Below are 16881 nucleotides of genomic sequence, written 5' to 3'. Positions count from 1 at the left end.
GGAGGCCCGCCGTGGCGACGTTGTCACCGGTTCTAAAGCAAGCCACTGGAGTCATTGCAGCACGCGGCGAGGGAGCGCTCATCTTCGACGAGGACGATCGCCGCTACTTGGACTTCACCGCGGGCATCGGCGTCACCAGCACCGGGCACGCCCACCCGAAGGTGGTGGCCGCCGCCCAGGAGCAGGTCGGCAAGATCATCCACGCGCAGTACACCACCGTGATGCACCGCCCGCTGCTCACCCTCACCGAGCGGCTCGGTGAGGTCCTGCCGGCCGGGTTGAACCGCGTCTTCTTCGCCAACTCGGGGTCCGAGGCCGTGGAGGCGTCCCTGCGACTGGTCCGCCAGGCCACCGGCCGGCCCAACATCGTGGTCTTCCACGGCGGGTTCCACGGCCGGACCGTCGCCGCCGCGTCGCTGACCACCTCCGGCACCAAGTTCCGCTCGGGCTTCTCCCCGCTGATGGCCGGCGTGGCGATCTCCCCGTTCCCGGACCCCACGCACTTCGGGTGGAGTCAGCAGGAGGCCACGAAGTTCGCGCTGGCCCAGCTCGACTACACGCTGCAGACGGTCAGCGCCCCCGCCGACACGGCGGCCTTCCTGGTCGAGCCGGTGCTCGGGGAGGGCGGCTACGTCCCGGCCAACGCCGAGTTCCTGGCCGGCCTGCGCGAGCGGGCCGACAAGCACGGCATCCTGCTGATCCTGGACGAGGTGCAGACCGGGTTCGGGCGCACCGGGAAGTTCTGGGGCCACGACCACTTCGACGGCAAGCCGGACGTGGTCATCACCGCCAAGGGGCTGGCCTCCGGCTTCCCGCTCTCCGGCATCGCCGCCTCCGAGGAGCTGATGGCCAAGGCCTGGCCGGGCTCCCAGGGCGGCACCTACGGTGCCAACGCCGTCGCCTGCGCCGCGGCCATCGCCACCCTGGACGTGATCCAGGAGGAGAGGCTGGTCGAGAACGCCGCCGCGCGCGGCGAGCAGCTGCGGGCCGGCCTCGAGAAGGTCGCCGCGGGCGACGACCGGATCACCGACGTGCGCGGCCTGGGCCTGATGCTGGGCAACGAGTTCCGCGACGCCGACGGCAACCCGGACGGCGCGGCCGCCGCAGCGGCGCAGCAGGAGGCGGCGCGGCGCGGCCTGCTGCTGCTCACCTGCGGCGCGTGGGGCCAGGTGGTCCGCTTCATCCCGGCGCTCGTGGTCGACGAGGAGCAGGTCGAAGAGGCCGTGGGCGTGTGGCAGGAGACCGTCGCAGCGGTCTGACGCAAGGGACGCGGGTCTCCTTTGGACACCCCGGCTCGGGAGGAGACCCGCGGGAGCGTCAGCCCGGGAGCGTCAGCCCACGGGTTGGTGCGCCGTCCGGACACCGGCGGGGTTGACGTGCACCGTGGCGCGGTCCAGGTGGGGCACGGCCCGCACCAGGGTGTGGTGCACCTCGTGGGCGATGGCGTGGCCCTGCTCGACCGTCAGTTGCGGGTCCACGCCGACGTCCAGGTCGGCCTCCAGCCGGTGCCCGGCCCAGCGGGCTCGGCACCGGTCGACGGTAACAACGCCCAGGACGCCTGCGGCGGCCGACTCGACCTGCTCCACGGTCCCGTCGTCGACCCCGTCCATCAGCCGACGAACGACCGTCCTCATGGTGGAGACCAGGACGCCGATGATGACCGCGGCGATGCAGAGCCCGACGATCGCGTCCAGCTGCGGCAGTCCCAGCCAGGCCCCGCCGACCCCGAGGACCACGGCGAGCGAGGTCAGGGCGTCGGTGCGGGCGTGCTGGCCCTCGGCGATCAGTGCGGCCGATCCGATCCGTCGCCCGGCGCGGATGCGGTAGCCGGCGACCAGTTCGTTGCCGAGGGCGCCCACCAGGGCGGCCGCCAGCACCCAGCCCAGGTGGGTGAGCTCGCGGGGCTGTGCCAGGGCCCGGAGGGACTCCCAGACGATCAGCGCGGCCGAGAGGGCGATGACCAGGCCGATCAGCAGGCCGACCAGGTCCTCGGCGCGCCGGTAGCCGTAGCTGTACCGCCGGGTCGGCGGCCGGCGCCCCAACCGGAAGACGATGATCAGCGGGATCGTGGTCGCCAGGTGACCCAGGTTGTGGACCGTGTCCGCCAGGAGGGCGATCGACCCGCTGAGCGCCACGATGACGACCTGCAGCAGTGCCGTGGCACCCATCCCCGCCAGGCTGAACCAGGCCGCACGGGTGCCCTCCCGGCTAGCCTCGTCGGCGGTCCGGATGGCCGCGGAGTGGTCGTGGCTGTGCGGGGTCAGCGCGTGTCGGAGCCGGGTCAGACGGGTGCTGCCGTGCTCGTGCCGATGCGGATGCGGCCGCGGATGCGCGCGTGCGTGCGGGTGCGGGTGCGGGTGCGGGTGCTCGTGACCGTGGTCCTGCATGATCCCATCGTACCTGCGTATCCATGCAGGTATGCAGGGGCGGCCTAGGATGGTGGCGTGCACGACCGACCGATCCTGCCCGTCCCGGACGACGACCACGCGGAACTGGCCGCGGGGACCTTCCGGCTGCTCGCCGACCCGACCCGGGTGAAGATCCTCTGGGCCCTGTTGCAGGGGGAGAGCAGCGTCGCGGCCCTGGCCGAGCTGGTGGGGTCCTCGGCGACGGCGGTCAGCCAGCACCTGGCCAAGCTGCGCCTCGCTGGCCTGGTCCAGTCGCGGCGGGAGGGGACGTTCATCCACTACTCGGCGCGGGACGCGCACGTCCACCGGCTGCTCGGCGAGGCGCTCTCGCACGCCGAGCACGAGAGCGGCGTCGCGACGGGGGACGACCCGCACGCCTACCGCGCGTAGCCGGCCGATGGACCTGGACGTGGGGATCGTGGGCTTCGGCCTGCGGGCAGGCCTGGCCGAGCACGTCGAACGGCAGGGCGCCCGGGTGGGCGTCGTCTGCGACACCAGCCCGCGCGGGCGAGCGACGGCGGCCGAGCGGCTGCCGGACGCCCTGGTCACCGACGACCTCCAGGAACTCATCGACCGCCGGCCCGGTGCCGTGCTGGTGCTCACCCCGGACCACGCCCACGCCGACGTCGCCCTGCGGACCCTGGCGGCCGGCATACCCACCTTCTGCGAGAAACCGATGGCGGTGACCGTCCAGGATGCCGACGAGATCCTCGCGACGGCCTACCGCACCCGGACCCGGCTGTACGTCGGCCACAACATGCGGCACATGCCGGTGATCCGGCAACTGCGGGAGATCATCGAGGCCGGGACGATCGGGGAGGTCCGGGCCATCTGGTGCCGGCACTTCGTGGGCCACGGCGGGGACTTCTACTTCAAGGACTGGCACGCCGAGCGGGCCAACACCACGGGGCTGTTGCTGCAGAAGGGCGCCCACGACCTCGACGTGATCCACTGGCTGGCCGGCGGCTACACCCGGACCGTGTCGGCCGTCGGCGACCTCGCGGTCTACGGCCGGGTCGGCGACCGCCGCGACAACTCCGACCGCCGGATGGGCGACTGGTACTCGCTGGAGAACTGGCCGCCGCTGCGCCAGCGGGACCTCAACCCGGTCATCGACGTCGAGGACATCTCGATGATGCAGATGCGGTTGGACAACGGGGTGCTGGCCTCCTACCAGCAGTGCCACTTCACCCCGGACTACTGGCGCAACTACACGGTGATCGGCACGGAGGGACGGGTGGAGAACCTCGGGGACGGCCCGGGCGGGCGGATCCACGTGTGGACCACCCGGACCGAGGGGTATGCCGAGCCCGACCGGGTCGTCGACATCGGGGCCGGCGACGGTGGCCACGGCGGGGCGGACCCGCTGCTGATCGCCGAGTTCCTCCGGTTCGCGGCGTCGGGGGGTCCCACCGAGACGAGCCCGGTCGCGGCCCGGGAGGCGGTGGCCGCGGGCGTCATGGCCACCCGGTCGCTGCGCGGCGACGGCTCGACACTCGCCGTGCCCGAACTGCCGGCGGAGCTCCGGGAGTACTTCGAGGCCGGACAGCCGGCCGGCCCGGGATCCGCCGGCGCCGGGTGACACCCCCCGACCTGCCGCGACGGGTGCCGCCTATCGTGGCCGGATGACTGCTGCCGCCCCCGACACCGTGGCCGCCCTGCTGGGGATCCGTACCTGGGTCGCCTTCGACGTCGACGGCGAGGGGCGGGTGCTGGCCGGTCACGACGCACTGGGCAGCACCCAGCTGGTGGAGATCGCCGCCGACGGGACCAGGACGCCGCTGACCGACCTGCCCGGCCGGTGCTCCGGCCGCTACCTGCCCGGACGCCGCCAGGTGGTCGTGCAGCACGACCAGGGGGGTGATGAGCTAATGCAGCTGTCCCTGCTGGACCTCTCTGCCGAACGGTCCGCGCCCGCCGGGCTGGACGACCTGACGCCGGTGGTGACGGACCCGGCATACATGCACGTGCTGCAGGACGTGGACCGGGCGACCCTCACCTACTCGACCAACCGGCGCAACGGCGTCGACATGGACGTGGTGGTCCGTGACCTGGAGACCGGCGCGGAGACCGTGGTCTTCGACGGCGGCGGGTATGTCGCGGCGGTCGCCGTCTCGGCTGACCGGCGCAGCGCCGCGGTCACCCGGCTGAGCATGCGCCCGGCCTCGACGGTGGTCGACCTGGTCGGGCCCGGCGCGGTCGGGGACGGCGGGATCACCGACCCGGACGAGCTGGCGGCCCACCACCACGTCGCGTGGGCTAGCGGCGACGAGGCGCTGATCATGGCGAGCAACACCGGCCGCGAGTTCACCGCCGTCTGGCGGGTCGGCCGCGACGGTGAGGACTGGACCGAGCTGGTGGCCGACGAGGCGCACGACCTCGCCTGCTGGGTGTCCCCGGACGGGGCGTCCATGGTCGTCGGCACCCTGGTCGACGGGGCGATGGACCTCGCGCTGCACGATGCCGACGGCACGCTCCGGCACCGCCTCGACACCGGCGTCCGCGGGATCCCGGACGTCGTGTGGTCCGCGGACTCGACCCGGTTCGTCGTCTCGCTCAGCGCGCCGACCGAGCCCGGGGCCGTGCTGCTCGTGGACGCGGCCGAGGGTACCGCGCGGACCGTGGCCTCCTCGGCGGCCGAGGTGGAGCCCGACCTGGCGGGGACCCTGACCAGCCCCACCGTGCACCGGGTCCCGACCCCCGACGGGGAGCAGGTCCCCTGCTTCGTCTACGCCCCGCCCGCGGGGGCCGACCCGCGGCTGGCGGGCGCCGCCGTGCTCCACGTGCACGGCGGTCCGGAGTCGGCGGCGGAGCAGACCTTCCACCCCGTCATCCAGGCGCTGGCTGCGACCGGCTTCACCGTCCTGGTGCCCAACGTGCGTGGCTCCCGCGGTTACGGCAAGCGCTGGATCAGCCTGGACGACGTCGACCTGCGGCTGGACTCCGTGGAGGACCTCCGGTCGCTGCACTCCTGGCTCCCCGAGCTGGGGCTGGACCCGGACCGCGCCGCGCTCTGGGGAGGGTCGTACGGCGGCTACATGGTCCTCGCCGGGGTCGCGATGCAACCGGACCTGTGGGCCGCCGGGGTCGACATCGTCGGGATCAGCTCGCTGGTCACCTTCCTGGAGAACACCTCGGACTACCGGCGCGCCGCCCGCGAGCGCGAGTACGGCTCGCTGGAGAAGGACCGGGAGTTCCTGGTCAAGGCCTCACCCATCACCTACCTCGACCAGGTGGTGGCCCCGCTGTTCGTGATCCACGGCGCCAACGACCCTCGCGTGCCGTTGTCGGAGGCGGAGCAGATCAAGGCCGCCCTCGACGGCAAGGGCGTGCCGTGCGAGCTGCGGGTCTACCACGACGAGGGCCACGGCCTGGCCAAGCGGGCCAACAAGCTGGACGCCTACCCGGCCGCCCTCGACTTCCTGCGCAGCCACCTCGGGCGCTGACCCGCGGGCTGACCGGCAGCTCGGGTGCTGACCGCGACCGACGCCTCCCGTCCGGGCCCGAGAGGCGCCGAATGTACGCGTTGTTGCCGCTCCTGGCCGCCAGAGCGGCAACAAGGCGTCCATTCGGCGCATGCCGGTCCTCGCTGCGACGGTCCGGCGACAAGCGCGGTCGCGGTCAGCCCAGTTGGGGCATGACCTCGGCCGCGATGAGTTCCGCGTGGGCGAGGTCGCCCTGGTCCAGCAGCTGCAGGTAGACCCGCTCCACGGCCGTCTCCTCCCGCCAGCGACCGAGCCGTTCGACCACCTCGGCCGGGCTGCCGGCCAGGCCGTCGGCGCGCAGGTCCGCCAGGTTCCGCCCGATGGCGTCCGCCCGCCGGGCCACCTCCGCCTCGTCCTTGCCGACGCAGGCGGTGAGGGCCACCGACCGGGTCAGCGACCCGGGGTCACGCCCGGCGTCGGCGCAGGCCTGGTCCACCCGGCCGAACTGCGCCGCGGACTCGGCCATGCCGGAGAACGCGACGTTGAACTCGTCGGCGTAGCGGGCCGCCAGCCGCGGCGTCCGCTTGGGGCCGTGGCCCCCGATGACGACGGGTGGCGCGGGCGTCTGCGCCGGCTTGGGCAGCGCGGGGGAGTCGGTGACGGTGACCGTCGGCCCCTCATGGCTGAACGTCTGGCCCTCCGGCGTGCGCCACATCCCGGTGATGACCGCGAGGGCGTCCTCGAGCGCGTCGAACCTGCCGCGCACGTCGGGGAACGGGATCCCGTATGCCGTGTGCTCGCTCTCGAACCATCCCGCACCGAGGCCGAACTCCACCCGTCCGCCGCTCATCCGGTCCACCTGGGCCACGCTGATCGCGGTGGGTCCGGGGTGCCGGAAGGTGACCGAGCTGACCAGCGTCCCGAGCCGGATCCGCGAGGTCTCCCGGGCCAGACCGGCCAGGGTGATCCAGGCGTCGGTGGGGCCCGGCAGGCCGTCGCCCGAGCCCATCGACAGGTAGTGGTCGGAGCGGAAGAAGGCCCCGTAGCCGCAGTCCTCCGCGGTGCGCGCCAGCCGCAACTGGTCCTCGTAGTCGCCGCCCTGCTGGGGCTCGGTGAAGATCCGTAGTTCCATGCCCCCAGTCTGCGGACTCACCGCGGCAAGGGTGGCGGTGGGGTCTGGTCCGAGGGCGGGGCGGGCCACGGCTGACCCTGCTGCTGGTGGCCGTGCTGCTGCGCCGGCGGCGGACCCCACGGGTATGCCAAGGGCTGGCCGTACCCGGTGGGCGCGCCCTGCCAGGGGCTCTCGGGTGAGGACCACGGCGTGGCGGCGACGGGCCGCTGCTGTTCCTGCTGCTGCGTCAGGGTGCGCACCATGCACAGGGCCAGCACGGCCGCCGCGATCATCAGGACGGTGCCCGCGGCCTCGACCTGGTCGCTGGTGACGATCCAGTCCAGGTAGGCCCCCAGTCCCTCGGACTCCGCCGGCTCGCCCATCGCGGCCAAGCGGACCACCGTGTTGCCGATGGCGAGGCAGGCGAGCCAGGGGATGATCAGCGCGGACGCGCCCCCGGGCCGGGAGCCCGCCGGGTGCGACCACCGGTTCGCGCCCCGCAGCTGCACCGCGGGGAGCACGCAGTTGGCCATCGGGATGAACCACCCGCCGATGGCCCACCCCGGCCCGAGCCCCTCGGTCTGGCCAAGCAGGCGCGCGTTCTTCGCGTGCCGGTACTGCCAGACGATGAAGGTGGGCGCCGTGAACAGGACCAGGATGAGGTAGACCACGACGGGGGCGTTCACCCAGAGGTCGATGCTGTCGAGCTCGGCCGGGCTGAGGCCCGTCAGGTTCGCGGAGTCGGACAGCACCAACGACCGCCTGACCAGACCGACGGTGTTGAGGACGAGGGAGAGCGCCAGGAGGGCGAAGAGCACCGCCAGCGCGGTCGCCAGGGCGGTGTTCGGTCGCCACCGGTCGGGCGGTCCGGCGGCAGGGTAGCCCGACCCGGTCCCGGGCGGTGGCGCGGTGAACGGGTCGTACGGCGATGAGGTCATGGACTGCGGCTCCGCGGTAGGTCTGGGCTGTCGCTCCCCCCGGGAGCGCGACCCCTGGGAAGGGGTCGGCAGCATCCTACGGCCGCCGCACTCGGTAGGCTGCCGGCCGTGACGAATGCGCGAGACCGCCTGCTCGACCTGATCCGCTCCCAGGCCGTGGTGCACGGCAGGGTGACGCTGTCCTCCGGGCGTGAGGCGGACTACTACGTCGACCTGCGCCGGATCACCCTGGACGGCGAGGCCGCCCCGCTGGTGGGTCAGGTGATGCGCGACCTGGTCGCCGACCTGGAGGTTGATGCGGTCGGTGGCCTGACGATGGGCGCCGACCCGGTGGCGACGGCCATGCTGCACGCCGCCGCGGCCGCCGGCGAGAGGCTGGATGCCTTCGTCGTGCGCAAGTCGGAGAAGGCGCACGGACTGCAGCAGCGGATCGAGGGCCCCTCGGTCGCCGGCCGGAGGGTCCTGGTGGTCGAGGACACCTCCACCACCGGCGGCTCGCCGCTGACCGCGGTCAAGGCGGTGCGCGAGGCCGGGGGCGAGGTCGTGGCGGTCGCCGTGATCGTGGACCGGGCCAGCGGAGCCGAGGAGAAGGTGCGGGAGCAGGGGATCGAGTACCGGGCGGCATACGGCCTGACCGAGCTCGACCTCGCCTGAGCCGGAGACGCCGAACGGCCCCGGTCGGAGAGATCCGACCGGGGCCGTTCGTTGCGGCGCGACGTCAGGTCAGCGCTGCTTGCGGTCCCAGTGGGCGAACCCGGCCGCCTTGGCGGCCTCCTCGCTCTCGAACCAGACCTCGGCGCGGCACGCCTCGTAGGAGGGCGACTCCGGGGTGTGGAAGAGCATCGACCCGGCGTTGCCCTTGATCGCCCAGCCGGTGGGTCCGGAGCCGTCCTCGGCCGGGTCGGCCGACCCGGGCCCGAACGAACCCTGGGGGAACTCGCCACCGTCGGCGGCGGCATCCGCACCCTCGTGGGCCTCGTCATACCCGTAGTCGCCGCCGGTCTGACCGGCTTGTGCCTGCACGGCGTCGCCCTGGCCGCCGTCCACCTGCTCCGTGCCGACCTGCTCGGCGGTGCCGACGTCGGTGTAGCCGGTGCCGGTGTCCTCCGTCGAGGTGAAGTCGGTCGCGCCGCTGTCCGCCTGACCGCTGTCCACCGCCGTGGAGTCCTCGACGCCGAAGTCGGCCTGGGTCTGCACGGGGCTGTCGTATGCCCCATCCGCCGGCTGCTGGGTCTGGTCGGCTGCCTCATCGGTCGGGTAGGCGCCGGAGTCAGCAGGCGCTGCGCCTTCGGGGTCGTCGTCCCGCGTGGCGTAGGCCGCGCCGGCCGCTCCCGCACCGACGGCACCGGCTCCGGCGACCGTCGCCGCCGTGCCGAACCCGCCGTCGCCCTCGTCCGTGGCCTCGGGCTGGCTGGCCTCGAACTGGGTGGTCTCCGGGGTGGACTCGGGCTGGGGCTCCGGTGCGGCCCAAGGGTCGCCGGCTGCCTCGCCGCCCGCGTCGGTGACCACCTCGTCGGTGGGCGCACCCGCATCGGTGCCGGCTGCCCACGCGTCCGAGTCGGTGCCCGCGCCGGTGAGGTCCTGCTCGGCCTCCGCCCAGGGACCGTCGTCGGTGGACACGCCCGCGTCGATGGACACGCCCGCGTCGGTGGACACGCCCGCCTGGGTGGGTACGCCCGCATCGGTCGTCTCGGTCGGCTCCGCCCAGGAGTCGCCGGCCGTCGCGCCGGCGTCGGCCTGGTAGCCCGTGGGCTCCTGGTCACCGGTGGGCTCCTGGTAGTCGCCCTGGTCGGTGCCCGCATCCGTGCCGGCGGCCCAGGTGTCCCCGGCGGCGGGCTCGGGAGCAGCCTCTGCCTCGCCGACGTAGCCGCCGTCGGTCCCGTCGGCCGTCGCGGGGGCATCCACCTCGGTGTAGTCGGCCTCGGTGTAGTCGGCGGCGGGGGCTCCCGCCTCGGTGTAGTCGGCCGCGGCGGTGTCCGCTTCGGCGTAGTCCGACTCCGTGTAGGTCGCCTCGGTGCCCGTCGCCGGGTCGTAGGTGCTGTCGGCGCCGGCGTAGGAGCCGTCCGACTCCGTGGCCGCGCCTGCTCCGGGGGCCTCGGTCGGGGCGGCCCACTGGTCGCTCCCGGCGTCCTGCTGCCCCGCGTCCTGCGCGTAGTCGCCCTGCGGCGTCTCGCCCTGCTGGAAGTCATCCTGTGGGGCGTCGCCCGGCTGGAACTCGTCCTGCTGGACGTCGTCCTGCTGGTACCCGCCCTGCGGAGCCTCGTGGTCCTGACCCCCGTCGTAGGAGGCCTCCGGCCCGACCGCCACGTCCTCGCCGGTCGCGGTGTCGGTGTAGGTGGCCTCCGCCTCCTGGCCCGCGTAGTCCTGCTGGCCCGCGTAGTCCTGCTGCGGGTAGTCCTGTCCCTGGTCCTGCTGGCCGTAGTCCTGCTGGCCGTAGTCCTGCTCCGCGTAGGTCTGGTCCCCGCCAGCCTGGTCCTCGGCCGCCTGGTCGTACGGCGCACCGGCCGCGCCGGCGGCCCCGGCCGAGGCGGGGGTGCCCATCCCGGCGGGCGGGGCACCGCTCGCGCCGGCGTCCGGCCCGGCTGCCGCCCCTGCACCGTGGCCGGCGGGCCCGGCCTGGTGCTGCTGGTCGGGGTACTCAGTGGCACCGGTCTTGCTGGAGTCGCCCCCGGCCGGCCGCCGCAACAACAGCCACACGGCCACGCCGATCAGCACCAGCAGCAGGACCAGTACGAGCCACCACGTGACATCGCCCATAACTCTTCCGTCCTCTTCTCTCGGGCGGCAGCGTCAGGGACGCCGCCGCGAGGAGCCCCCCGACAGCTGTCGAGGCACGTCTGTCACTCACGTTAGTGCGAATCCGCCGATCCGACTACGGTTGACGGGGCCCGGCGGGGAACTCCCCGCCCGGCATCGTCCGTTGTCGGCAGGGTTGCCCAGCCGGTGCAGGGTGCCATCCCACGGGGAAACCGGGGGACAGCCACACTGCCCGGGGTCGCGGTCGATCCCTAGTCTTGTCCTTGTGACGGACGTGCGTGCCGACGAAGATTTGCGCCGACCTTGACCCTGCCCTGAACCGAGACTGACCACCCGCACACTTGGAGAACGTGATGAGCAACGGTGAGGAGCTCACCGGCGTCGCCGGCTGGGCCGTCGACCTGATGGAGACCCTCGGCGGTCCCGGGGCCGGCCTGGCGATCGCCCTGGAGAACCTCTTCCCGCCGCTGCCCAGCGAGGTGATCCTGCCGCTGGCCGGGTTCACCGCCAGCCGGGGGGACCAGTTCAGCGTCGCCGAGGCACTGTTCTGGACGACGGCGGGCTCGGTGGTGGGTGCGCTCGCGCTGTATGCGCTCGGGGTCGCCCTCGGTCGGGACCGGCTCCGGGCGATCTGGGCCCGGCTGCCGCTGACCAACATGAACGACCTGGACCGCACCGAGGCGTGGTTCGAGCGGCACGGCCGCAAGGCCGTCTTCTTCGGCCGGATGATCCCGATCTTCCGCAGCCTGATCTCGATCCCGGCCGGCGTGGAACGGATGCCGGTCCTGACCTTCACCGTGCTGACCCTGGCCGGGAGCCTGGTCTGGAACAGCATCTTCGTCTTCGCCGGCTACCACCTGGGGGAGCGCTGGCACCTGGTCGAGGACTACGCCGGCATCTTCCAGAAGGTCGTCATCGTCGTCGTGGTGCTGCTGCTCGCCTGGTGGCTGGTCAACCGGTTGCGTTCGCGCCGGGCCGAGCCGGTGTGAGCCCGGACGAGGGGGCGCAGCACGGCGACGGTATGCCGAGGGTCGGCGTCGGCCCGTGGGAGGGCGCCTGGCCGGTGGGCCCGGACGGGGAGCTGCCCGGGCACCTCGACCCGGATCTGCTGCGTGAGGGCGACCGGCGCAACGTCACCGACCGGTTCCGCTACTGGCGGCACGAGGCCGTCGTCGCCGACCTCGACACCCGCCGGCACGGCTTCCACGTGGCCGTCGAGAACTGGGGACACGACTTCAACATCGGGTCGGTGATCCGCACCGCCAACGCGTTCAACGCCGCGGCCTTCCACATCGTCGGGCGGCGCCGCTGGAACCGGCGCGGCGCGATGGTCACCGACCGCTACCAGCACGAGCACCACCACCCCGACGTGGCCCACCTGCGCAGCTGGGCCGACGGGCAGGCGGACGGCCACGGCATACCCATCATCGGGCTGGACAACGTCCCCGGCGCGGTTCCCCTCGAGACGACCACGCTGCCGAGGCAGTGCGTCCTGCTCTTCGGGCAGGAGGGTCCGGGCCTGTCGGAGGAGGCGGTCCGCGCCTGCGACACCGTGCTGGAGATCGCCCAGTTCGGCTCGACCCGGTCGATGAACGCGGGGGCCGCCGCGGCGATCGCGATGCACGCCTGGGTGCGCCAGCACGTCTTCGGCCAGGGTGTGGAAGCATGAGGGCCACGTAGCGCCACCGCCGGTGAGTCGCCACCCGGCGACGTGATCGAGGAGGATCCATGCCCATCGCCACCCCCGAGGTTTACGCCGACATGCTGGACCGGGCCAAGGCCGGTTCGTTCGCCTACCCGGCGATCAACGTCACCTCGAGCCAGACCCTGAACGCCGCCATCCGGGGCTTCGCCGACGCCGGGAGCGACGGCATCGTGCAGGTCTCCACCGGAGGCGCGGAGTACCTGTCCGGCCCGTCCGTGAAGAACATGGTGACCGGGTCGCTGGCCTTCGCCGCCTACGCGGCCGAGGTCGCCAAGAGCTATGACGTGCACATCGCGCTGCACACCGACCACTGCCCCAAGGACAAGCTCGACGGGTTCGTCCGGCCGCTGATCGAGGCCTCGGCCGAGCGGGTGAAGAACGGCGGCCTGCCCTACTTCCAGTCGCACATGTGGGACGGCTCCGCGGTCGAGCTCGAGGAGAACCTGCAGATCGGCCAGGAGCTGCTGGAGCAGGCGGCCGCGGCCAACATCATCCTCGAGGTCGAGATCGGGGTGGTCGGCGGCGAGGAAGACGGCGTCGCGAACGAGATCAACGACAAGCTCTACACCACGCCGGAGGACGCGTTGGCGACCGTGGAGGCGCTCGGGCTGGGGGAGAAGGGCCGCTACCTGACGGCGCTGACCTTCGGCAACGTGCACGGCGTCTACAAGCCCGGCGGGGTCAAGCTGCGCCCGGAGATCCTCAAGGCCGCCCAGGAGGCGGTCGTGCAGGCCAAGGGACTCGACGCGGGGTCGCTGCCGTTCGACCTGGTCTTCCACGGGGGATCGGGCTCCAGTGCCCAGGAGATCAGCGACGCGGTGGACTACGGCGTGGTGAAGATGAACGTCGACACCGACACCCAGTACGCCTTCACCCGGCCGGTCGCCGGGTTCATGCTGGCCAACTACGACGGCGTGCTCAAGATCGACGGCGAGGTCGGCAACAAGAAGATGTATGACCCGCGCACCTGGGGCAAGGAGGCCGAGGCCTCGATGGCGGCCCGCGTGGTGGAGGCCTGCGAGAACCTGCGCTCGGCCGGAAAGCACCAGTGAGCGGGGGCAACCTGCTCGGCATCCCGGAGACGCTGCTCCCGGAGGACCCGGCCAGCGCCCCGCTGGCCCAGGGCGTCGACCCGCGCGAGGTCGCGCCCCGGGTGCCCACCTCCAGCCTGGTGTGGGCGGTGCTGGCCGAGGACGCGCTGGGCGAGGACGACGTGCTCGAGGCGTATGCGTTCGCCCGGACCGGCTACCACCGCGGGCTGGACTCGCTGCGGCGTGCCGGCTGGAAGGGTCAGGGCCCCGTCCCGTGGTCGCACGAGCCGAACCAGGGATTCCTGCGGGCGCTCGCCGCGCTGAGCCGTGCCGCCGGCACGATCGGCGAGACCGACGAGCAGCAGCGGTGCGCCTCGTTCCTGCGGGACTCCTCGCCGGAGGCGGCCGAGGCGCTCGGGCTGTAGGGAGTTAGCCGCGGAGAAGTTGGAGGGCGGCCGATGCCGGTGCTGGAGAGCCACCGGCCTCGGCCGCACCCCCCAATCATCAGGCGTTCGCGTCCCCTGTCGACATGCCCGAATCGACAACTACTATGTCGTGCAGAACAGCCCAAGGCTGACATTAGTCTGCCAGTGGCACTAACCTGCCACGTGTGAATGATCAACGATCCGGCGCCGTCCTGAGCCCCGGGGCGGAGCTGCTGTTCCGTCGTGTCCTGCGGGAACTGCCGGCGACCCTGGAGCAGCACGCCGAGGAGCTCGGGTGGAGCTCGGCGCGGGCCGGGCACCTGCTCGGCGAACTGATCCGGCTGCGTCTGGTGCGCCGCACCGACGACCGGTTGCTGCGGGCCGACGACCCCCGGGGGAGCCTGGGTCGGTTGCTGGCCACCGAGGAGGCGTTGCTGGACGAACGCCGGGCCCAGCTGCTCGACCTGCGCCAGGCGATCTCGGTGTTCGAGGCCGACTACCGCCGCGGGCTGCAGCTCACGGGTCCGCGGCTGCCGGCGCTGGAGGAGGTGCCGCGGGCGGAGGCGCCGGCCATGGTGGAGCTGCTGTTGCAGAGCTCGACCGGTCCCGTCCTGGCCATCACCGCCCACGTCCAGGCCGGCCCCGGGCACGAGAGCGGCGTGCAGCGGAACCGGCGGGAGAACCTGGCCACGGGACGGGAGTACCGCTCGATCTACCCGCTGGCGGTGCTCACCGACCCACACTGGCACTCCTTCGCCGAGCGCCGTGCGGCGGAGGGGGAGGTGCAGCGCTATCTGGGGGAGGTGCCCCTGGAGTTCGCCGTGTTCGGGACCTCCGCCGTGCTGCTCGACCCCGGCGGCGAGGACGACGACTACCTGCTCATCCGGTTGCCGTCGCTGGTCGCGATGGTGACGGTGCTCTTCGAGTCGATCTGGCGGCGGGCGGAGGCGGTGCACGACGGGGAGACCGCCGAGGTCGACGTGAAGGTCCTGGAGCTGCTCGCCCTCGGGTTCAAGGACGAGGCGATCGCCCGGCACCTCGGGCTGGGGCTGCGCACCCTGCGCCGGCGGATCGCGGCGATGATGACCGAGCACGGGGTGGAGACCCGGTTCCAGCTGGGCCTGGCGGTGGCCAGGCGAGGCATCATCGGGAGCTGACCCGTGGCTCGGTAGGCTGTCCCGGTCCGGTCCCCTCCATGACAAGGATCCTCGAATGCCTGCAATCGTCCTGATCGGCGCCCAGTGGGGCGACGAGGGGAAGGGCAAGGCGACCGATCTCCTCGGCAGCCGCGTCGACTACGTGGTGAAGTTCAACGGCGGCAACAACGCCGGCCACACCGTGGTGATCGGCGACCAGAAGTATGCGCTGCACCTGCTCCCCAGCGGCATCCTCACCCCGGGGTGCACTCCCGTCATCGGCAACGGCGTGGTGGTCGACCTCTCCGTGCTGATCGAGGAGCTGGACGGGCTCGAGGCCCGCGGCGTGGATACCTCCAAGCTCGTGATCAGCGCCAACGCGCACGTGATCCCGCCCTACAACCGGGTGCTGGACAAGGTCACCGAGCGGTTCCTCGGCAGCCGCAGACTCGGCACGACGGGGCGCGGGATTGGGCCGACCTACGCGGACAAGATGAACCGGGTGGGGATCCGGATCCAGGACTTGTATGACGAGTCGATCCTTCGCCAGAAGGTCACCGCGGCGTTGGATGTCAAGAACCAGGTGTTGGCCAAGATCTACAACCGTCGCGCCGTCGAGGTCGACGAGGTCATGGAGGAGTTGCTGCGCCACGCCGAGCGGATCCGGCCGATGGTCACCGACACAGCGCTGGTGCTGAACGAGGCGCTCGACCGGGGCGAGAACGTGCTCTTCGAGGCCGGCCAGGCCACCTTGCTCGACGTCGACCATGGCACCTACCCGTTCGTGACCTCCTCCAACGCGACCGCCGGCGGTGCCTGCACCGGCTCCGGGGTCGCGCCGACCCGGATCGACCGGGTGATCGGCATCTTGAAGGCGTACTCCACCCGGGTCGGCGAAGGCCCGTTCCCCACGGAACTGAACGACGAGCACGGTGAGTTCCTGCGCAAGACCGGTGGGGAGTTCGGGGTGACCACCGGCCGTCCCCGCCGCTGCGGCTGGGTCGACGCGGTCGTCGGTCGCTACGCACAACGGATGAACGGGGTCACCGACTTCGTGATCACCAAGCTGGACATCCTGACCGGCCTGGAGAAGGTGCCGGTCTGCGTCGCCTACGACGTTCAGGGCACCCGGCACGACACGATGCCGGTCAGCCAGTCCGACTTCCATCACGCCAAGCCCATCTACGAGGAGCTGCCAGGGTGGTGGGAGGACATCAGCCAGTGCCGCACCTTCGAAGAGCTTCCCGAGAACGCGCAGAACTACGTGTTGCGTCTCGAGGAACTCATCGGCGCGCGAGTCTCCGCGATCGGCGTGGGTCCCGGTCGCGACGAGACGATCCAGCGGTTCGACCTGCTGGGCCAGGACTGACGCCGGGCGGCAGCGCCGAAATTTCCAAGCCGGCCGCCGGTCCACACTCGACAGGATGGACCGATGACCAAGGCCGGCCCTGTCGGAGGGGGAGGTGCAGGCCGCGCTGGACGACGTCTGACCTTCAGCCGGCGGCCGGGCTCCCGGTGCAGAGCCCGAGCCAGCGGCCGTCGGGGTCGGCGATCTCGGCCCACCAGCCCATGTCGCCACCGACCTCCTCGCGAGGGGTCAGCACGGACCCTCCGGCGGCTTCGGCCGCGGCCAGGGTCGCTTCGAGGTCGGGGACGTTGACGTAGATCCGCACCGGCGAGGTGGTCGGGGTGTCGGGCTCGACCCGGTACAACCCGCCGACCAACTCCTCCCCGTTGAGGATGCCGGCGTAGTTCTCGTCGTCGCCGAACGAGGTGAAACTCCATCCCAGTACGGCGGCGTAGAACGTCTTCCCGGCCGCCAGGTCGGTGGTGGGGATCTCCCACCACGTGACGGTGTTCAGCGGTGCGGGCGTGCTCTCGCTCATGAGTTGCTCCTCTGCGTCGCGCCGGGCCCTGCGCCCGGTCACCCTGATGACGTCCCACC

16 protein-coding genes are annotated in these 16881 nt (G+C 72.3%); 11 read left to right on the top strand and 5 right to left on the bottom strand.

All coding sequences use genetic code 11. The features are described from left to right. Positions 1-11: 11 nt before the first annotated feature. Positions 12-1259, top strand: a complete 1248-nt coding sequence (locus FB467_RS17420) for an aspartate aminotransferase family protein (RefSeq protein WP_141786220.1) — start codon at positions 12-14, stop codon at positions 1257-1259. 72 nt (positions 1260-1331) lie between these two features. Here FB467_RS17420 and FB467_RS17415 read toward each other — a convergent pair whose 3' ends face one another. After that, positions 1332-2387 carry a cation diffusion facilitator family transporter gene (locus FB467_RS17415; RefSeq protein WP_141786219.1) on the bottom strand — a complete coding sequence of 352 codons (1056 nt, stop codon included), beginning with the start codon at positions 2385-2387 and terminating at the stop codon, positions 1332-1334. A gap of 57 nt (positions 2388-2444) precedes the next feature. On the opposite strand from FB467_RS17415, the gene FB467_RS17410 reads away from it, so the two are divergent. From FB467_RS17410 to FB467_RS17400, 3 genes are read left to right on the top strand one after another with little or no spacing between them, the layout of a single operon-like run. Beyond that, on the top strand, positions 2445-2798 hold the full coding sequence (locus FB467_RS17410) for an ArsR/SmtB family transcription factor (protein ID WP_141786218.1): 354 nt from the start codon (positions 2445-2447) through the stop codon (positions 2796-2798). A 7-nt stretch (positions 2799-2805) separates the two neighbouring features. Beyond that, positions 2806-3990: a Gfo/Idh/MocA family protein gene (locus FB467_RS17405; RefSeq protein ID WP_141786217.1), complete on the top strand. Its 1185-nt coding sequence runs from the start codon at positions 2806-2808 to the stop codon at positions 3988-3990. A gap of 43 nt (positions 3991-4033) precedes the next feature. After that, positions 4034-5854: a S9 family peptidase gene (locus FB467_RS17400; RefSeq protein WP_141786216.1), complete on the top strand. Its 1821-nt coding sequence runs from the start codon at positions 4034-4036 to the stop codon at positions 5852-5854. Positions 5855-6029: 175 nt separating this feature from the next. Here FB467_RS17400 and FB467_RS17395 read toward each other — a convergent pair whose 3' ends face one another. Together FB467_RS17395 and FB467_RS17390 are read right to left on the bottom strand one after the other, a co-directional pair. Next, complete coding sequence (locus tag FB467_RS17395) at positions 6030-6965, bottom strand: LLM class F420-dependent oxidoreductase (RefSeq protein WP_141786215.1); 936 nt, start codon at positions 6963-6965, stop codon at positions 6030-6032. Positions 6966-6982: 17 nt separating this feature from the next. Next, complete coding sequence (locus FB467_RS17390) at positions 6983-7882, bottom strand: DUF4328 domain-containing protein (protein WP_170230816.1); 900 nt, start codon at positions 7880-7882, stop codon at positions 6983-6985. Between the two features lie 108 nt (positions 7883-7990). On the opposite strand from FB467_RS17390, the gene pyrE reads away from it, so the two are divergent. Then, entirely contained in the window at positions 7991-8536 is a 546-nt protein-coding gene (pyrE, locus tag FB467_RS17385) for an orotate phosphoribosyltransferase (RefSeq protein WP_141786213.1), read from the top strand. 69 nt (positions 8537-8605) lie between these two features. Here the strand turns inward: pyrE and FB467_RS18625 are convergent, their stop codons facing one another. After that, on the bottom strand, positions 8606-10639 hold the full coding sequence (locus tag FB467_RS18625; protein WP_153390283.1) for a sunset domain-containing protein: 2034 nt from the start codon (positions 10637-10639) through the stop codon (positions 8606-8608). Positions 10640-10992: 353 nt separating this feature from the next. On the opposite strand from FB467_RS18625, the gene FB467_RS17375 reads away from it, so the two are divergent. From FB467_RS17375 to FB467_RS17350, 6 genes are all read left to right on the top strand, one after another. After that, entirely contained in the window at positions 10993-11628 is a 636-nt protein-coding gene (locus FB467_RS17375) for a DedA family protein (RefSeq protein ID WP_141786212.1), read from the top strand. Positions 11629-11660: 32 nt separating this feature from the next. Then, positions 11661-12308, top strand: coding sequence for a TrmH family RNA methyltransferase (locus tag FB467_RS17370; RefSeq protein WP_141786759.1), 648 nt, complete (start codon positions 11661-11663; stop codon positions 12306-12308). A gap of 59 nt (positions 12309-12367) precedes the next feature. Further along, positions 12368-13396 (top strand): class II fructose-bisphosphate aldolase, encoded by a 1029-nt coding sequence (fbaA, locus tag FB467_RS17365; RefSeq protein ID WP_141786211.1) that lies wholly within the window; start codon positions 12368-12370, stop codon positions 13394-13396. Beyond that, positions 13393-13800 (top strand): DUF3151 domain-containing protein, encoded by a 408-nt coding sequence (locus FB467_RS17360; RefSeq protein ID WP_141786210.1) that lies wholly within the window; start codon positions 13393-13395, stop codon positions 13798-13800. The genes fbaA and FB467_RS17360 overlap by 4 nt, the downstream gene beginning before the upstream one ends. A 185-nt stretch (positions 13801-13985) precedes the next feature. Next, the gene (locus FB467_RS17355; protein WP_141786209.1) at positions 13986-14957 is read left to right on the top strand and encodes a helix-turn-helix domain-containing protein; all 972 of its coding nucleotides are present in this window, start codon (positions 13986-13988) and stop codon (positions 14955-14957) included. Positions 14958-15012: 55 nt separating this feature from the next. Then, positions 15013-16305: an adenylosuccinate synthase gene (locus FB467_RS17350; protein ID WP_141786208.1), complete on the top strand. Its 1293-nt coding sequence runs from the start codon at positions 15013-15015 to the stop codon at positions 16303-16305. Between the two features lie 124 nt (positions 16306-16429). On the opposite strand, the gene FB467_RS17345 is transcribed toward FB467_RS17350, so the two are convergent. Continuing rightward, entirely contained in the window at positions 16430-16822 is a 393-nt protein-coding gene (locus tag FB467_RS17345) for a VOC family protein (RefSeq protein WP_141786207.1), read from the bottom strand. Between the last annotated feature and the right edge of the window lie 59 nt (positions 16823-16881).

Source organism: Ornithinicoccus hortensis (assembly GCF_006716185.1).
Lineage (GTDB): Bacteria > Actinomycetota > Actinomycetes > Actinomycetales > Dermatophilaceae > Ornithinicoccus > Ornithinicoccus hortensis.
This window is presented reverse-complemented; position numbering and strand designations above follow the sequence as displayed.

Bases quoted from the DNA above. Each gene is read 5' to 3' on its own strand.
- FB467_RS17415 (WP_141786219.1), bottom strand. From the start codon at position 2,387: ATGCAGGACCACGGTCACGAGCACCCGCACCCGCACCCGCACCCGCAC.
- FB467_RS17405 (WP_141786217.1), top strand. From the start codon at position 2,806: ATGGACCTGGACGTGGGGATCGTGGGCTTCGGCCTGCGGGCAGGCCTG.
- FB467_RS17400 (WP_141786216.1), top strand. From the start codon at position 4,034: ATGACTGCTGCCGCCCCCGACACCGTGGCCGCCCTGCTGGGGATCCGT.
- FB467_RS17395 (WP_141786215.1), bottom strand. From the start codon at position 6,965: ATGGAACTACGGATCTTCACCGAGCCCCAGCAGGGCGGCGACTACGAG.
- FB467_RS17390 (WP_170230816.1), bottom strand. From the start codon at position 7,882: ATGACCTCATCGCCGTACGACCCGTTCACCGCGCCACCGCCCGGGACC.
- FB467_RS18625 (WP_153390283.1), bottom strand. From the start codon at position 10,639: ATGGGCGATGTCACGTGGTGGCTCGTACTGGTCCTGCTGCTGGTGCTG.
- FB467_RS17375 (WP_141786212.1), top strand. From the start codon at position 10,993: ATGAGCAACGGTGAGGAGCTCACCGGCGTCGCCGGCTGGGCCGTCGAC.
- FB467_RS17370 (WP_141786759.1), top strand. From the start codon at position 11,661: ATGCCGAGGGTCGGCGTCGGCCCGTGGGAGGGCGCCTGGCCGGTGGGC.
- fbaA (WP_141786211.1), top strand. From the start codon at position 12,368: ATGCCCATCGCCACCCCCGAGGTTTACGCCGACATGCTGGACCGGGCC.
- FB467_RS17350 (WP_141786208.1), top strand. From the start codon at position 15,013: ATGCCTGCAATCGTCCTGATCGGCGCCCAGTGGGGCGACGAGGGGAAG.
- FB467_RS17345 (WP_141786207.1), bottom strand. From the start codon at position 16,822: ATGAGCGAGAGCACGCCCGCACCGCTGAACACCGTCACGTGGTGGGAG.